The organism is Prevotella sp. ne3005 (genome assembly GCF_900110085.1).
Classification (GTDB): Bacteria; Bacteroidota; Bacteroidia; order Bacteroidales; family Bacteroidaceae; genus Prevotella.
Map to the genome: position 1 here is coordinate 13,818 of NZ_FOCK01000003.1, position 16,930 is coordinate 30,747.

Below are 16,930 nucleotides of genomic sequence, written 5' to 3' on the forward strand. Positions count from 1 at the left end.
AAGTCCTTTTTTAGTTTATAATCATTGTTTACCAGCCAGGATTCTGTACCACACTTCCCTCGGATGTAGCAATCTCATAGGTTGGGATGGGGTAATAGTAGTCTCTTGCAGGATTGAACGAACGTGTGCCAGCCTCTTCAATCACATAGATATCTGCCTGATCACACACTTTCTGCCCCTTGTACATACCACCCTCAGTGGTCAGTCGACTCTGCAGATCCTCACGCTGAGCACTGGTATCGTCTTCATTATACTTCAGGCCGAGCATGGTGACAGGCAACACCTTCTCAGCAATCTTCCAGCGGATAATATCATTGTAACGCAAGCCCTCGTCGATAAACTCTACCAGACGCTCACGACGGATCTCGTCAAGGATGCTAAGACCGTTCTGCTTGGCAAAATCATTGGTCAACTTAGCCTGGAAACCACTGCGGGCACGAATGGCATTCACCGTCATATCCAGCTGCTGGTCGGTGATGCTACCATTGAGTTCGAAGAGAGCCTCGGCATACGAAAGCAGCACCTCGGCATAACGGATGATCATCTTGTCAACAGTCTCCTTACTATTGGTGGTCCACTCGTCGAGCATAAAGCCCTTCTTGATACCATAGCCATTGCCATGCTGATTGCTGAATGGGGTGTAGCCACCCTTGTAGGCCTCTTCGTCCTTATGATAGATGGTCATGGCCAGACGTGGATCTCGGTTTTCAAAGATATCGTTGTAATGTATCTCCGGGACCATGGCCAGCACACTCTTCTCACGGGGCAGGCCATCGGTATACAAATACTGGTCGATAGTCTGACGTGTTACGCTCACACCATTCTCCAATTGGCGCGAGTTGCCATGCATGATGGTGGCACCTGCGCCATTAGGGCCGTACACCTTTACAAACACATTTTCCTTATTCTGGCGACCCTCGCCATCAAAGTAGAACAGCTTCTGATAGTCAGGGTAAAGGGCATGCTTACCACTTTTGATAATCCGCTCAGCAGCATCCACAGCCACCTTGAGGTGAGCCTTCGAGTCGCTGGCAAGACCATGGTACTTGACGAATGTACCTTCGTAGAGACCTATACGCATCATCAGTGCGCGGGCAGCAGACTTCGACACGCGTCCCCAGTCGGCATCGGAGCTCACGGCATCAATTTCCGGCAACCACTCCTCAGCAAACTTCAAGTCGCTATAGCACTGCAGGATGACCTCTTCGCGAGGCGTGCGTGCCATCTTGATATCTGGGTCACTGGTAGAGTCAAAAGCCTTCAATATCAGAGGTACATCGCCGTATTTCTTTACCAAATCGAAGAAGTGGAAAGCACGGAAGAAGTAAGCCTCAGCCAGCCAACGGTTCTTCTGGGCATCACTCAGAGGTGCCTCAGCGCCCTTGGTTATAATATTATTGCATACACCTATTCTATTATATGGGTTTGTCCAGTCGCCAGCAGTAGAAGGCAGGCTCCAGTTACCACTCGAAGTGCCGTTAGCAGCCGTACCGATAATGTCGTCGGCACGACGGTCATGGTCGAAACCAGGCAAGTCAACATACAGTTTATTACAAGCGCCACGCAGGTCGGTTTCACTCTGCCAGAAAGTATTATCGGCAAGTGTTGTCTCTGGCAGACGGTCTAATTCACAGCTCGTCAGCAGCATCATACCACAAACAGCTCCTGCAGCACATATGGTTTTTATGATATTCTTTTTCATAACTCTTTTACTCTAAATTGTTGATTCTAAATTAAAGTGTAACGTTCACTCCGAAGGCCCATGTGCGGAAGAATGGATAGTAGTTACGGCCTACATTATTGCCCGACTCGGGGTCGAACACTTTCAAGATGTCTGATTTCTCCCATACGTCGTTGCCACTGATGTAAACACGCAACTTCTGGATGTACCTCTTCGATACAGGGATGGTATAGCCCAGCGTGATATTCTTCAGTCGCACATAAGCAGCATTCTGCACCCACTTGTCTGAAGGCTGGAAGTTAAACATGTCGCCATTATAATTGTACAAACGTGGCCAAGCGGCATCCTGGTTGTCTTCAGTCCAATAGTCACGATGGATGGTCCAAGGCATCTGATAGGTGCGCCCAAAGGGTGCGATGGCCTCAGTATCTATCAGTAGTTTGCGTTTGCCCACACCCTGGAACATCATTGAGAGATCGAATCCCTTCCACTGAGCCGAGAGATTCAGGCCGTAGAGATAACGTCCGTTAGCATCGCCCAGATATACCAGATCGCCGTGGTTTTCTTTAGTGCCATCGCCGGCACCTACCTGATGACCTATGTTTCCATCCTTATCAGGCAGTGTCAGATAGCGCACATCGCCAGCCCCTACCTTACCGTCGCTGAACGATTTGTAACCAGGATGCGCCTCCTTATACTGCTTATATTCGTCGAGACTGCTCCAGTAGCCATCGGTCTTATAGCCCCAGATGGTGTTCATAGCATAACCCTCAAGCAGCCCTACTGTACCTGCAGAAATTACGTCAGCGCCATCATACTCCAGCAGTTTGTTCTGAGCATCCGATATGTTGAATGCCACCTGATAGCTGAAGTCGCCTATATGGTCGTTCCACTTAATCTCGAGTTCCCAGCCCCAGGTCTTAAGCTTACCTACGTTCACATTAGGAATGCCGATACCTATGGTGTGTGGCAACTGGAGTTTCGACAGCATATCATTGTTATACTTCCAATAATAGTCGAACGAGGCGTTCAAGCGGCCGTTCAACAATCCGAGGTCTACACCTACGTTGGTTGTCTCGATAGTCTCCCAAGCCTTGTCCTTTGAGGCCAACTGACTCTGATAATACGATTTCTCGCCCATATACACCGTACTCTGTGCAATAGTGGGGATATAGTCGTAGAGTCCCAGGATGGCACCATTACCCAACTGTCCCCATGAGGCACGCAGTTTCAGGTTGCTCACCCAGTCGACCTTGAACCACTCTTCCTGGCTGATGCGCCAAGCAGCCGATACGGATGGGAATGCCTTCCAACGCTTCTCTGGCGCCAGACGTGAAGAACCGTCGTAACGGATATTTGCCTCCAATAGATATCGATCTGCATAGTTATAGTTCAGACGGCCGAAATATGACATCATCGACCAAGGTGCGATATTGTCACCCAATATGGTGTTGGTAGCCTCTGAGGCATCATAGTAGTTGAATGAATAGAAATCGTTGGAGTTCATGTTCTTGGCTGTGGCCGAGAACTCGTCCTTGCGGTAGTTCTCGTATGAGGCGCCTGCCAACAGTTTGATGTTATGGCGCTTCACGTCGAACTCATAATTTGCAGTAGCCTCAAACAAATCGTGGAAATCGTTGTTCTTGACGCGATACAATTGGTTGGGGTTATTGTAAGTCTGACGCACGTTGTCGCCCGTCATACCATACCACACCAGATAATGACGCTCAGTACGACCAGTATAGTAACCTGCACGACGACTGGCATTCAGGTTGATGCGCAGTCCCTTCACCAAGTTCTTGATGGTTAGGTCACCCTTGCCAACATAGGACTCATAGAGTGTTTCTGACAATCCTCCTTCCTTCATCACTTGTATAGGATTGAACTGCAGGTCGCCGTTATAGGGATTCACATCGTAGTTCACATCCTCTGTAGGATTATATAACAGCTGTCTGGCCCGTGAGCCATAAAGGTTGTTCAGTATTGCTCCTGCACCTGCAGAAGGCCCATTGTTCTTCTTCGACTGGTACTGTAGGTTTACGCCAACAGCGATATACTTATTCAGTTCTGCATTCACCTTGGCATGCAGATTTACACGGGTATTATCATTTTTACCATACTTCAGCATGCCATTCTTAAAGAAGTAATTACCCGAAATGAGGTAATTGATGTTTTTGCTTCCGCCTGATACCGAGATGCTGTGGTTGGTCTGATCAGAGTGTCCACGTGTGCCCTCATCCACCCAGTTGGTGGCCGAGAACTGATCCCAACGGCCGTTGGTATTGTTTGGACGATAGTTAAAATTGCTGTTGCCCACCCAGCTCGACTGCTCAGGATTCCATTCCGGTTTACCGCCCTGGTTCTGTCGGCCAATATTGATCCACTCCTGCTCTTCCCATGCAGGCAGGCGCTCGGGCATATTGCCAGGCAGATTGGTAGCGTAATAGCCACTATAGCTGATTTTTGGTTTGCCCTCACCACCATTCTTTGTGGTAACGAGCACGACGCCCGCAGCAGCTCTAGCACCATAGATGGCACAGGCAGCAGCATCTTTCAATACCGAGATGCTTTCGATATCATCGGCATTGAGCAGCGACAGATCGCCCTCCACGCCGTCAATCAGTACGAGGGTTGAGGTAGAATTGACCGAAGAGAAACCACGGATACGCAAGCCACTGGTCTCACTACCAGGCTCACCACTACTACGCAATACTGCCACACCAGGCAGCTCTCCCTGCATAGCATCGAGGACATTGCTCGATGGCTTGGCTGCCAGTTTCTCACCATCTACGGCCGACACAGCACCCGAGAGGTTTACTTTCTTTTGAGTACCGTAGCCCACAACCACAATCTCGCTCAGAGTCTTGTCGTCTTCGCTCATCAAAATCTGACCATGGGCCTTGGCTGCAGGCATTGTGATGCTCTTGTAACCAATAAACGAGAACTGAATGGTAGCACCAGTTTTGACACCTGCCAATGTGAAATGGCCATCGAAATCGGTCACCGTGCCGTTAGATGTACCATTCTCCACCACACTTACACCGATCATCGGTTCATGCGTACTCATTTCGAGTACAGTTCCTTTAATGGTCTGGGTTCCTTGTGCCCATGCACTTGCTCCCATGAGTAACAGCATACAACTAATAAGTACTAGCTGCATGCCTCTTGTTGACAATGTTTTTTTTCTCATATAAAAACAGGTATTTAGTTTGAAATAATAAAATTGATGGCGCAAAATTACGTCTTATCTTCTCTCGCCACAAACTTTCGGCCACATCTTGATTACTACAAACCGGCACATGCACTACATCACCTATTTCTCACAAAAAACATATCCAATTAAGAATCAGTCTGTTACAAATCAGCAAACTACTACATCCTTTCTCATGTTTTTTTCTCATATAATATTGCACGATTCAATAATTATGCTTATCTTTGCCGAAAAATATGATAGGTATGAAGAAATGGTTGTTATCACTCATTGCTGTCGTTGCAATACAAGTTGCAGCCCAGGCTCCTTGGCAGCGGGCTGTGGTTAACTATTCTCGTCTGTCGTACCACTCGGGCAACCAGAACTGGCAGATAGGCCAAAGTCCTGAAGGTTGGATGTACTTTGCCAACAACAACGGTCTGTTGGAGTTTGATGGCACCAACTGGACCACCTACCCCTTAACAGGTAACACCAAGGTACGATCGGTGCTGCCTATAGGCGACACCATTTACGTGGGTGCCTTAGGACAGTTCGGCCGATACATTCGTAATGCCAAAGGTAAGATGATATACCAGAATCTCTCAGGAGGGGCCAACCAGAATGAGCGTATCAATATCTGGCATATCCACCGCATTGGCAGTGACATATTCTTTCAGAGTGATGAGGCTTTCTATATTAATGATTATAAGACAAGGATCGACTGCCACCCTGGAGTTCATTACTCTGCAGTGGTTTACAACCGGCTTTACGTTACCTCTTATAAGGGACTTTCGGTGTTGGTGGACAAGAAGTTCGTACCGCTGCCAGGCATTGACATCCGCGAGACGTCGAACATTGTGGGCATACTACCCTGGCAGCAACAGTTGCTCATCGTCACAAGTAATAAGGGTCTGTTCACTTACAGCCACAACAAGCTACAGCCATTAAACATTTCCACCGAGATCGACAACATGCAACTATCGTGTGCAGCCTTGTCAGGAACCACACTGGCCTTAGGAACCATGCAAGATGGTGTAATGCTCATCGACATGACCCAGCATAAGGCAGAACGCATCTCAACCAACAACGGCTTACAGAACAAGACCGTACTCTCTGCCACCTTCGATTCCGACAAAAACCTATGGCTAGCACTCGACAATGGTCTCGACTGCGTACAGCTATGGTCACCACTTCGGTTTCTCAGCAGTCGCCAATCGCCCATCGGCAGCGGCAACTGCAGTGTGAACTATCAGGGTAGCCTCTATCTGGGCACCAATCAAGGTCTTTATACCATGGCCGATGGCAAAATAAGGTTCATAGAGGGCACAGGCAGCCAGGTGCTTTGCCTCGACACCATCGGAGGGCAGCTATTCTGTGGTGGTCGTCAATTCTTTCTCAGCATCAACGGGCAGCACATCACTCACTATGACAACCGTGGTGTATGGGCCGTCCGTCCATTGGCTGGACACCCTGATGTGCTACTGACCAGCTCCTATTGGGGATTGCGGCTCATGCGCCACTCACCGCAAGGCTGGCATATGGCCGAAGAGGTGAAGGGCGCCGACATCTCTGCCAAGACGCTATACATAGAGGATATCACCAATGCGGTATGGGTGGCCAACAAGGAGAAGGGGCTTTACAGATTGGTGCTCTCACCCAATCTGCAAAGCGTGGACAGCAAGAAGTGCTACAACTCTGCCACGCTGCCCAAGGGCGACAATGTCTACATCGCCAAGGTGAATGGCGAGATGGTGATTGCCAGCAGGCAGGGTCTCTTCCGCTATGATGCCAGCCACGACCAACTGGTAAACCACACATCTCTTGAGGAACAGCTGGATGGACATACTGCCTACACCTATATATTCCAGGCTCCCGATGGCCACATCTGGTATGCTACCGATGGTGCCATGCATATAAGCGACGGCAAGCGGCATCGCAGCTATCTGAACAACTGTCTGATGGAGGACTTCGAGAGCGTGAGCTTTACCGACCGCCAACAAGCCGTTATAGGCACAGAAGACGGATTTGCCCTACTCTACACCCAACAGCCCCAAGACAGCACACGTACCATCCAGCCCTACATACGCCGTATTGTCATCGGCAACAATGCCGATACGCTCTACTATAAAGCCGAGCAGCCACGCATCAGCTGGGCAAACAACTCCATACGGTTCGAATACAGTGCCAACAGCTACGACCCCTCGCAACCCGTAAGGTTCAGCTACTGGCTCGAAGGCTCTGGCGAACAAGACTGGAGCCCTTACACCCGCTTGCACATCAAGGAATATACCAACCTGCCTGAAGGTCAATACACATTCCACGTCAAGGTCATTAGCCCCGATGGCACCACAGGCAACGATACCGGTTTTGAATTTACCATCCTCCCCCCATGGTATCGCTCATGGTGGGCTTATACCTTATATATAATAAGTATCATGGTTGCCATCTACGCACTCTACCATCGCATCATGCAGAGCCGCCAGCAACTCATCAAGGAGAAAGACGAACAGATTGAGAACCTGGAGGAGGAGAAGCTACAGATAGAACTGCGGGCCCGGCAGGACGAGCTGGTACGTTCGCGGATGAATGTGGTGCGTAAGAACGAGATGCTGCAAGAAATCAAGAAGACGGCCGTGAGCATCAACAACGGACTGAGCGAGGAGAACCTGCCTGCCATTAAGCGCCGCGTAGTGCGACTGATAGGTCAGATTGATACTAACATCGAACACGACGATGACCTGGAGGCCTTCCGCAACTCGTTCGACAGCGTGCATCATAACTTCCTGAAGACCCTTGGCGAGCACTATCCACAGCTGTCGCACAAGGAGAAAATGCTTTGTGCCTACATCCGCATGAACCTCATGTCGAAGGAGATAGCGCCGCTGCTCAACATCTCCATCCGTGGTGTAGAGATTGCACGCTATCGCATTCGTCAGAAACTTGCGCTATCTCAAAAAGAAAGCCTCACAGACTTTCTGCAAGCTCTATAACACGAAAAATCAGAATAAAAGTACTACCTTTGCAGCATGTTTGTAGTGATGATGACTTTGTTTGCCCTTGTGCTCGTGGGATACGGCGCAGGCAAATTGGGATATTTGGGAGGCGACTTTGACAGACAGTTGTCGAGGCTGGTGATTAATCTGACATGTCCGGCACTGATTCTGTCGTCGGCTATGACGGGCGAATTGCCTGACCGTGAGTACATTCTGCCATTGTTGCTTATCAGCGTGATTACATATGCTGTGCTCGCCGGCATCGCTTTTCTGCTGCCTCGTTATCTGACGAAGAAGAAAGACGACGAGGGTGCCATCGGCTTTGCCTTGATGTTTGGCAATGTCGGCTTCATGGGCTATCCCGTCGTCGCCTCCATCTTCGGCCACGAGGCCGTGTTCTATGCTGCCGTGCTGAATGTCGTGAATACCTTTGCAGTCTTCACCATAGGCACAGTGCTTATTACAGGAAAAGGCGAGGTAGAAGGCGAGAGGTTCCAGAAGAAGGTGCTCTACTCCACCCCGATGCTCGCCGCCTATCTGACGATGGCGATTGTGGCACTTGAGATCGACAACATACCCGAGGTCATCAGTCAGCCCCTGACTATGCTGGGCAACATCACCGTACCTGCCGCCTTGCTGATCATCGGCTCGTCGATGTCGAATCTTCCGTTGCGTTCACTGTTAGGCAATCGCACCGTCTATGCCACCACACTCTTCCGCCTGGCAATCCTGCCCGTCGGTATCCACTTCCTAATGGGTGCATTAGGCTTCTCACCATTGGTAGTCAATATCAACACGCTGGTGATTGCCATGCCCGTAGCCACCTATGGCACCATCCTCTGCCTGAAGTATGAGAAGGACACAACGATGATCACCGGAGTGACGTTCATCACCACCCTTCTCTCCATGCTCAGCATCCCCGCCCTGACGTTGCTGTTCCACTAAGGGATCATTTACTCGAAAGTAAAACAACTTGTTTTACCTTCTAAGAGATAGTCTTTTCAACTGTTGGAAATAGTCTCCATAAAAGTAAAACAAGTTGTTTTACTTTTGCGGAGACGTACGGGAGATGCAAGAGAGCCTGTCTATCAACAGATAAAGCGCCGCTATCACGACATAAACCATTATTGTCTGCAAGACGGAGGGATGGCATCCCTCGATACTGGCCCACGGGAGAAGGGCCATCCTCTCCAGGAAAGAATTGAGGATGGTTACTATATTATATAATAGGTACGCGATGGAAGGCACAAACAGGACAATAAGGGAGAGGTAGAGAATCAGTGTGGCAGCAGGGATCACCACTAAATTGGTTATCAGGAACAAAGATGAGAAACGACCGAAATAGTAAGCTACCAGCGGGGCTGTGCCCAGTTGGGCGGCACAAGAGACCGCCAGCATAGTCCAAAGCCACTTAACTAGACGATGGGACATCAAGAACGGCTGCGGAATAAGGCCCTCGAAGAAGGGATACCAGACCAATATCGAGAATACCGCCATAAACGACAACTGGAATCCCACGTCAAAGAGCGACAGCGGATGGACCATCAGCATCACGATGGCAGTAAACGCCAGGGTATTGACAGACATCTTATCGCGATGGCCCAGCGACAGCAGCGCATAGACACTGATCATGATGGCCGCACGGACCACACTCATGGACATGCCTACCAGAAAGACAAACCCCCATATAGAAACAATCAGGAACAACTGTGAAAACATCCGCCATCGTCGCCCTAAGACAAGCAGAGAGAGCAGCATATAGATTATGCCTAAATGAAGGCCGCTGAGTGCCAGCACATGTGAAGCTCCCGTCACAGAATAGGTTTCCCTCAAATCTTTTGTCAGTGCCGACTTATCACCCAGCGCCATCGCCGCTACCACAGCATAGGCATCCCCCTCCAGGCCACCGTCTGACAAGCGCTGAAGAAGCCTGTCACGCTGATGAAGGAAGAAGGTTCTCGACCGCGATAGTCTTGAATCCTGAGAGGCTTCCGACTGCGGATATCCCTCTGCGGGATGCTGTCGTTCCATCATGGCTGCCCCCAAGAAGACAAAGCAAAGGATGATACCCAACGTCTGCAGATGAACAAAACGCCATAAGAGCAGGGTGACGACAACGCCACCTGACAACAGAAGCCACCACGAGACAGGCAGCGACACATATCTTCCCACAACTATTCCAGCCATCAGGCAGACAGCCAGAGGTAATAAGGGCGCTATTTCAAACAACTTGCTTTTCATATCATTCAGATTTAGCACTGCAAAGATACAACATTCCGCAGAAACATACAAGTAAAACCCGAATAAATTTGGTGTTTTGCGTAATTTGCATTAACTTTGCAACCGATATGGAAATAGTAAGCTTGCCCATGTGGGCGTGGATATTGTTTTATGTGTTAGTGTTCATCATGCTGTTCATCGACCTGAAGTCGTTTGGCAAAAAGGGACAGCATGAGGTCAGTGTGTCGGAAGCCTTGAAGATGACCGTCGTATGGATTGCCGTATCACTCATATTCTGTGGCGGCATCTATCTCTTCTATCCAGGCGATGCCCACGAGAAGGCCATGGAGTTCTTGGCAGGTTATCTGATAGAGAAGTCGCTGTCGATGGACAACCTCTTTGTCTTTTTGATGCTGTTCTCCTTCTTTGGAGTTGAACGTAAATACCAGCACGAAGTACTCTTTTGGGGCATCTTTGGTGCCTTGGTATTACGCAGCATCTTCATCTTTGCTGGTACGGCGATGATCTCGCGTTTCGAATGGATCCTCGGACTCTTCGGGCTCTTTCTTATTTACACGGGCATTAAGATGTTCAGCCACAATGACGAAGAACAGGTAGACCCCTCCAAGAATATCTTCGTAAAACTATTCAAGAAGTTCTTCCCCGTTACAGACCAGATGCATGGCGACCGTTTCTTCATTATTGAACAAGGGCGACGCCTTGCCACACCACTATTTATCACACTCTTAGTGATAGAGACTACTGACGTGGCTTTTGCCGTGGACTCCATACCTGCCGTATTCTCGGTCAGCCGTGATCCGTTTATCGTCCTTACGTCTAACATCTTCGCCATTCTCGGCCTGCGTGCCCTATACTTTGCACTGGCTGCCGTGGCCAAATACTTCACCTACCTGAAATACGGTCTCGGTATTATCCTGAGCTTTGTCGGCGTGAAGATGCTACTTGAGGTGGGATGGGACATCGAGGTGCCCACGCCCCTCTCCCTTGCCATCATCTTTGGCGTACTTGTCCTATCGATGGGACTGTCCGTCATCATTTCCAGAACAAAAACTTAAGACCCTATGAATACAACCGACTACACCAATGATGCCGTAACGCTTCTGAAGGAACTGATTGCCATCCCTTCAGTCAGCAGGAATGAGGACAAGGCAGCCGACAAGTTATCAGAGTATCTGAATTTGTGGGGACTTCCCCATGGCCGCGATGGCAACAACCTGTGGGTGGGCTGTCCTGATTGGGATAATAACCGTCCGACGATTATGCTTAATGCCCATATCGATACGGTGAAACCCGTCAGCACATGGACCCGTGACCCTTTCCTGCCAACACAAGAAGGTGACATGATCTATGGTCTGGGCTCCAATGATTGCGGCGGCGGACTGGTATCGTTGTTACAGGCCTATCGTATCATGCTCCATCGTCCCCGTAACTACAACCTGTTATGGGTGGCCTCAGCCGAAGAAGAGGTTTCTGGTGCCAACGGCTTCAGTCGTGTTTTGTCCAAGTTGCCGAATATTGCCGTGGCCATTGTCGGTGAGCCTACAGGCATGCAACCTGCCATTGCAGAGAAAGGCCTGATGGTTATCGACGGCTATGCCTATGGTAAGTCTGGCCACGCTGCCCGTAATGAAGGTGTTAATGCCATCTACGAAGCCCTCGACGACCTGGTATGGCTACGCGACTACAAGTTCCGTAAGTCCAGCCCATTGTTAGGACCCACCAAGATGACGGTAACCGTTGTAGAGTCAGGCACCCAGCACAATGTCATCCCCGACACGCTCCACTTTGTCATAGATGTACGTACCAATGAATTCTATCAGAACGAATATCTCTTTGAATTCCTTTGCAAGAAGATGACAAAGTGCGAACTCAAAGCCCGTTCGTTCCGTCTCCATTCCTCGAGTATTCCTCAGGATCATCCGCTTATCCGCAGGTGCATGGAACATGGCATGCAGCCCTTCGGTTCCCCCACACTTAGCGATCAGGCTCTCATGCCCTTCCCCTCGTTCAAGTTGGGACCTGGCGACTCCAGCCGTTCCCACTCCGCAGATGAGTATATAAAGATTTCGGAGATTCAGCAGGCCATCGACACTTACGTCAGCCTGTTAGATGGTCTGACGCTTTAACGCGCCAGCCATCTTTCCGGATTCAATTTTTCATTTCCCTTTCTCAACTGGAACTGCATCACGCCGTCGGACCCTACACGGCCTATTGTCTGACGGGCACTTACCTTCTGCCCACGGCTGACGCTGACAGAAGCCAAATCGCAATACACCGATAGATAAGTACCATGGCGCACGATAACCACCGTTGTACCTCCATAGCCCATGACAGCACTGACCTCACCATCGAAAATACAACGTACGGTAGCTCCTGGCTGCCCCTTGATGTCGATGCCTTTCTTATCCAGCGTCACATGCCCCTTGACATCCGTCACAGTGTTTGTTCCGAAATGATTCATGATCCTGTAGCTGCCGACAATCGGCATGGGCAACCGTCCACGGTTACTCTCGAAGGAGCCACTCAACTGACGATCTACCGATGAGACGGTATAAGTCTCTGCCACCTCTTTCTTGACAGCAGCCACCTCCTTCTCATGGGCTTTAGCCTCGGCAGCAGCCTTGCGCTCTGCAGCCAACCTGGCATTCTCCGCCTCCCTGGCCTTACGCTCTGCCTCGGCTTTCTCTTGTGCCGACTTACGGGCAGCAGCCCTGGCTGCGGCTTTTGCCTTTTCCTCTCTGGCCCTGGCTTCGGCAATACGGCGCTCGTTTTCCTTCCGGGCAGCCTCGGCGGCGGCTTTCTTCCTTGCCAATTCCTCTGCCTTACGCTTGGCTTCTGCCTCAGCAGCCTTGCGCTTGGCCTCAGCCTCGGCACGAGCCTTTGCACGAGCAATCTCTTCGGCAATGAGTCGGTCGATCTGCGCATTCAGTTCTGCATCGCGTTTCCTCTGCTTATCGATGATGCTTTGGATGGTCTTCTGCTGTTTCTTCAGCGAGTTAACCACCGCCTGCTGTTCCACCTGTTTGTTTTCCAGTGATTTCCTCTCCTGTTCACCGCGATAGAGCAAATCGTTTTTCTGCCGTTTGGCAGCCGACAATTCATGAAAAGCCTCTTTCACTTGTTCCTGCATCGATATCACAGCTTCACCTTGTGTCTGCTGATAAGATGCATATTCGTTGACGAAACGCATACGACGATACATCTGCGAGAAGTTCTTGGCACTGAACACGAACATCATCCGGCTTTGGATATCACGGTTACGATACAGGTAACGCATGGATTTCAAATAACGCTGCTTGCGCTCAGCCAATTCCTGTTCCAACATCTGGAGCTGATCCCCAAGCAGATCAATGTCTCCGTCAAGTTTAGTGATGTCATGACGAATGGTATCGATGGTTCTGCGCTTGTCGGCAATTTCGTTGTTGATGACCAACAGGTTCTGTAGTCTTTTGTTTACATCCCGCTCATTGGCCTTCAGCTTCAGCTCCTGTTCCTTAATAGTATTACGCACCTGCTGCTGCTCCTTCTTCAGACCACTGACGGTAGGCTGCTTGGCCGTTGTCGTGGTCTTTTTCTTGGCAGTCGTGCTTTTCTTCGTGTTTTTCTTGGTGGCAGACTTCCTGGTGGTCTGCTTAGTGGTAGTCGTACGTGCCTTCGTGGCAGCTGTCCGCTTTTGCTGAGCAGGAACAGATGCCACGAAGCACACCAATAACCAGAGGAGAAAAAGTCTCTTCACGTTTATCTTATCGTATTTTCAAATTGTCGTAGTCTATAGCGCCATGAAGCGTCTGAGAATCTCATCCACAGTTACCTCACGGTATTTGTTGGAGATCTCCGTTCTCGTTTCCCATTCCGTTTCCGATCCGATGTAGTTGAGTGTCATACCCAACTTCACCTCCTTCTCAGGAGTGGTCAGAATGATGTTATGCTTATGAGGGAAGTTCTTCTTCTGCAGGGGTTCAAACTGGCTATAGTCCCAGTTCAGCTGGGTATTGCCGTTGAAACGATCCTTATAAAGGATGTTTGCCATACGGATGAGGGCTGTGCTCTTGCTGGCGAGCCAACTATAGTCCATCTTTCCCTCCTCAAGGCTGATGATCATGTCGTCACCGCTCTCGATGGTCGAGTAGGTCTTCGTGGTGTCTACGGCATGCTTCATGATTTTGTTCTGGTTGGGCTTAAAGAGCTCATTCCAGAAGAGGGCCTGCAAAGAGTTGAAGTTCAGACCACTGTTACGCAGGAAGTCCACCTGGATATAAGGTGCCTTCAAGTACTGCTTGTTGATACGGTCCATGATGAGCACATAGTCCTTGGTCAGTTCAATACGTCCTGCCTCCACGAATCCGAAGGCCATCAGCTGCAGACGGATCACGTCGTCGCGCTTCATCTTGAGGTTACCAGTAAGCGTCAGCTTCTGAGGTCCCACTTCAACGGAGAACTTCACCTTAGAGGTAATAAACTTGGCTGTTTGTGCATTGTCCTGCACCTGTCCGATAAAGTTGGCCTTGCTGCGCTGCTCGGCAGTAAGTACTGTCGGTTCTTTTGCCTTCTTGTGGAAAATTCCGCACGATGATAATAGCAACGGCAATGCAAGGACTGCCACCTTGAAAATACTTGTACGTTTCATTCTTCTTTTATTTTAAGTTTTATTTTGTCTGCATGTTCCAGAATCACACTGTTGTCTTGCTTCTCGTCTAGGTTTTGTACGGCCTGCTCGATATAGATCTTTGCCTCGGCATAACGTTTCTCCATATAGAGGATCCAGGCGTAGGTGTCAAGATAGGTCGAGTTCTTCGGCTCAGCCTTAATCGTCTTGTAGCTCATCTCCTCAGCCTTTGAGAGTCGTTCACCTCGCTCGCTGAGGTAATAGGCATAGTTGTTCAGGCAGCCAATATTGTCTTCTTTCCAAACCAAACAGGAATCATAGGCAGCGAAAGCCTCTTCAGCCTGTCCTTGTTGATGAAGGATGTCACCCATCACGGCATAGAAGTCCGACACAATCTCTGGGTTGCTGTCATCCTTGATGACCCCGATGCCATTCTTGAAAGCAGAAAGGGCTTCGTCGAGCTTTTCCTGCTTATAGAAGGCGATGCCCTGATAATAGTAGAAGGCCATCTCGTCGGGGTTATACTGGCGGGCATCCTGACAGAGAGAAACCACGCGATCCATGTCCTCCTTTTCCCAGGCATAACCCACAAGCTGCAGGCGAGCCATCGAATTATCGGGGGCTATCGCCAGTGCCTGTTCCAGCACACGGCTGATACTGTCCTTCGGCATCTGCTTCGCATTCATATACGAGGCACAGAGCAGTGCCATGTCTTCATCCGACTGCGGACGGGCAAGCATCTTTCTGAAGAGTTGCAACACACGGGTACTGTCGCCCCCCTCCTGTTCACAGGCAGCTATCTCCTGGCGCAGCAGGTGTACACGTTCCTCCGATGTGGCATTGCCATTGAGCAATACACGCTCCGTCAGCGAATCGGCCACCGTTTGATGTCCCAATGCCTGATGATAGGTACGCAGCGACATCAACACACGGTTGTTGTCGGGTTCCTGTTGTAGTATCTGGTCATATACCTTCAAGGCCTTCTTCACCTGCCCGTTCATCATCATGGTCTCCGCATAGAGAGCCATGTAGTTCAGGTCGTTGGGATACTTCTGGGCCAGGGCCTTGATCTCGGCGATGGCACCTTTCTTATTACCCTGTCGTGTAAAAATCTCACTCTTGGCCATGGAGATACGCTCGCTCTTACCGTCGATGGCCTCGATACGGTTCAGCACCTCTACAGCCTTGTCGTTGCGCCCCACCTGCTGATAGAGTTGGAAGAGAATCTCCAACAGATCCAGGCGTTCCTTGTCACGCTCATAGATCTTCTCCACCACGGGGATGGCCTGAGCGAAGTCCTGCTGTCGGATATATATCTGAGCCAGCGTCTCCATATAGGTCACGTTGTCTGGCTGCAGGGCGGCGGCCTTCTTGAAACAGTCCACCGACTTCTCCGTATTCTTCAGGGCACTGTAATATTGGGCCAAGAAATAATACACCTCAGGCGCCTCGGGATTGAGTTCCTGACAATGGCGTAACAAATCGAAGGCAGCAGCATTGTTTCCTTTCTGACGTTGTATCATCGCCTCGAGGAAGAACTGGTCGAACTCTCTACTCGACTGAGCCACAGCAGGAAGAGATGAGAAGTGGAAAGCGAAAAGCATCAGGCATGCTGCACGCAATAGCGTCCAGCACATCATCCTCGACCTGATAATCACTCTCTTATTCATCACTTAACTCCCGAATGTCCGAATCCACCTTCACCACGCTCCGTCTCGTCGAGCACTTCTACGGCAATCAGCTCTCCCTGCTCATGACGGGCGATAATCATCTGGGCGATACGCTCGCCGTCTTCCACCACGAAATCCTCCTGCGAGAGATTGATCAGGATAACACCGATTTCTCCACGATAGTCAGCATCGATCGTACCTGGGGTGTTCAGCACCGTGATGCCCTTCTTCAGGGCCAGACCGCTACGGGGTCTCACCTGCGCCTCAAAACCGGCGGGCAGGGCGATGTGAAGACCTGTGGGAATCAGTTTACGCTCCAGAGGTTTCAGGGTGACAGGGGCATCAAGATTAGCCCTCAGATCCATACCGGCACTCTGCGGAGTGGCATACTGTGGCAAAGGTTGATGGCCCTTGTTGACGACTTGTATTTTAAGCATACTTTTAAAATTCTATTTTAATCACGTGCAAAAGTAATGCTTTTTTCCCAATTAGCCATAATTTTACCCGAAAAATATGGTTTTTTAGGTGAAAATAGTTACTTTTGCACCC

The 16,930-nt window shown here is 49.9% G+C and carries 11 protein-coding genes; 4 read left to right on the forward strand and 7 right to left on the reverse strand.

Going from position 1 to position 16,930, the window contains the following annotated elements:
- Positions 1-28: 28 nt before the first annotated feature.
- Positions 29-1,702, reverse strand: coding sequence for a RagB/SusD family nutrient uptake outer membrane protein (locus BMY16_RS04940; protein ID WP_091840578.1), 1,674 nt, complete (start codon positions 1,700-1,702; stop codon positions 29-31).
- 31 nt (positions 1,703-1,733) lie between these two features.
- The gene (locus BMY16_RS04945; protein WP_091840580.1) at positions 1,734-4,871 is read right to left on the reverse strand and encodes a SusC/RagA family TonB-linked outer membrane protein; all 3,138 of its coding nucleotides are present in this window, start codon (positions 4,869-4,871) and stop codon (positions 1,734-1,736) included.
- Between the two features lie 266 nt (positions 4,872-5,137).
- Here BMY16_RS04945 and BMY16_RS04950 point away from each other — a divergent pair, with 266 nt between their 5' ends.
- Positions 5,138-7,861, forward strand: coding sequence for a triple tyrosine motif-containing protein (locus BMY16_RS04950; RefSeq protein ID WP_170836012.1), 2,724 nt, complete (start codon positions 5,138-5,140; stop codon positions 7,859-7,861).
- Between the two features lie 48 nt (positions 7,862-7,909).
- Entirely contained in the window at positions 7,910-8,809 is a 900-nt protein-coding gene (locus tag BMY16_RS04955) for an AEC family transporter (protein WP_244512901.1), read from the forward strand.
- A gap of 99 nt (positions 8,810-8,908) precedes the next feature.
- Here the strand turns inward: BMY16_RS04955 and BMY16_RS04960 are convergent, their stop codons facing one another.
- Positions 8,909-10,105: a ComEC/Rec2 family competence protein gene (locus BMY16_RS04960; protein WP_091840585.1), complete on the reverse strand. Its 1,197-nt coding sequence runs from the start codon at positions 10,103-10,105 to the stop codon at positions 8,909-8,911.
- 107 nt (positions 10,106-10,212) lie between these two features.
- Between BMY16_RS04960 and BMY16_RS04965 the strand changes: the two genes are divergently transcribed.
- Both BMY16_RS04965 and BMY16_RS04970 read left to right on the forward strand, forming a co-directional pair.
- Positions 10,213-11,160, forward strand: coding sequence for a TerC family protein (locus BMY16_RS04965; RefSeq protein WP_091840586.1), 948 nt, complete (start codon positions 10,213-10,215; stop codon positions 11,158-11,160).
- A 6-nt stretch (positions 11,161-11,166) separates the two neighbouring features.
- Positions 11,167-12,231 carry a M20 family metallo-hydrolase gene (locus BMY16_RS04970; RefSeq protein WP_091840587.1) on the forward strand — a complete coding sequence of 355 codons (1,065 nt, stop codon included), beginning with the start codon at positions 11,167-11,169 and terminating at the stop codon, positions 12,229-12,231.
- Here BMY16_RS04970 and BMY16_RS04975 read toward each other — a convergent pair.
- Genes BMY16_RS04975 through dut form a run of 4 tightly spaced genes read right to left on the reverse strand, consistent with a single transcriptional unit; the run spans position 12,228 to position 16,818 of the window.
- The gene (locus BMY16_RS04975) at positions 12,228-13,841 is read right to left on the reverse strand and encodes a murein hydrolase activator EnvC family protein (protein ID WP_091840589.1); all 1,614 of its coding nucleotides are present in this window, start codon (positions 13,839-13,841) and stop codon (positions 12,228-12,230) included. The two genes, BMY16_RS04970 and BMY16_RS04975, sit on opposite strands and share 4 nt — an antisense overlap.
- Before the next feature lie 33 nt (positions 13,842-13,874).
- The gene (locus BMY16_RS04980; protein ID WP_091840590.1) at positions 13,875-14,732 is read right to left on the reverse strand and encodes a lipoprotein insertase outer membrane protein LolB1; all 858 of its coding nucleotides are present in this window, start codon (positions 14,730-14,732) and stop codon (positions 13,875-13,877) included.
- Positions 14,729-16,381, reverse strand: coding sequence for a tetratricopeptide repeat protein (locus tag BMY16_RS04985; protein ID WP_244512903.1), 1,653 nt, complete (start codon positions 16,379-16,381; stop codon positions 14,729-14,731). The genes BMY16_RS04980 and BMY16_RS04985 overlap by 4 nt, the downstream gene beginning before the upstream one ends.
- On the reverse strand, positions 16,381-16,818 hold the full coding sequence (gene dut / locus BMY16_RS04990) for a dUTP diphosphatase (protein WP_091840594.1): 438 nt from the start codon (positions 16,816-16,818) through the stop codon (positions 16,381-16,383). The genes BMY16_RS04985 and dut overlap by 1 nt, the downstream gene beginning before the upstream one ends.
- Positions 16,819-16,930 lie beyond the last annotated feature (112 nt).

Coding starts and splice junctions, on each gene's coding strand:
- BMY16_RS04985 (WP_244512903.1), bottom strand. CDS start 16,381: ATGAATAAGAGAGTGATTATCAGGTCGAGGATGATGTGCTGGACGCTA.
- BMY16_RS04950 (WP_170836012.1), top strand. CDS start 5,138: ATGAAGAAATGGTTGTTATCACTCATTGCTGTCGTTGCAATACAAGTT.
- BMY16_RS04960 (WP_091840585.1), bottom strand. CDS start 10,105: ATGAAAAGCAAGTTGTTTGAAATAGCGCCCTTATTACCTCTGGCTGTC.
- BMY16_RS04965 (WP_091840586.1), top strand. CDS start 10,213: ATGGAAATAGTAAGCTTGCCCATGTGGGCGTGGATATTGTTTTATGTG.
- dut (WP_091840594.1), bottom strand. CDS start 16,818: ATGCTTAAAATACAAGTCGTCAACAAGGGCCATCAACCTTTGCCACAG.
- BMY16_RS04980 (WP_091840590.1), bottom strand. CDS start 14,732: ATGAAACGTACAAGTATTTTCAAGGTGGCAGTCCTTGCATTGCCGTTG.
- BMY16_RS04970 (WP_091840587.1), top strand. CDS start 11,167: ATGAATACAACCGACTACACCAATGATGCCGTAACGCTTCTGAAGGAA.
- BMY16_RS04945 (WP_091840580.1), bottom strand. CDS start 4,871: ATGAGAAAAAAAACATTGTCAACAAGAGGCATGCAGCTAGTACTTATT.
- BMY16_RS04955 (WP_244512901.1), top strand. CDS start 7,910: ATGATGACTTTGTTTGCCCTTGTGCTCGTGGGATACGGCGCAGGCAAA.
- BMY16_RS04940 (WP_091840578.1), bottom strand. CDS start 1,702: ATGAAAAAGAATATCATAAAAACCATATGTGCTGCAGGAGCTGTTTGT.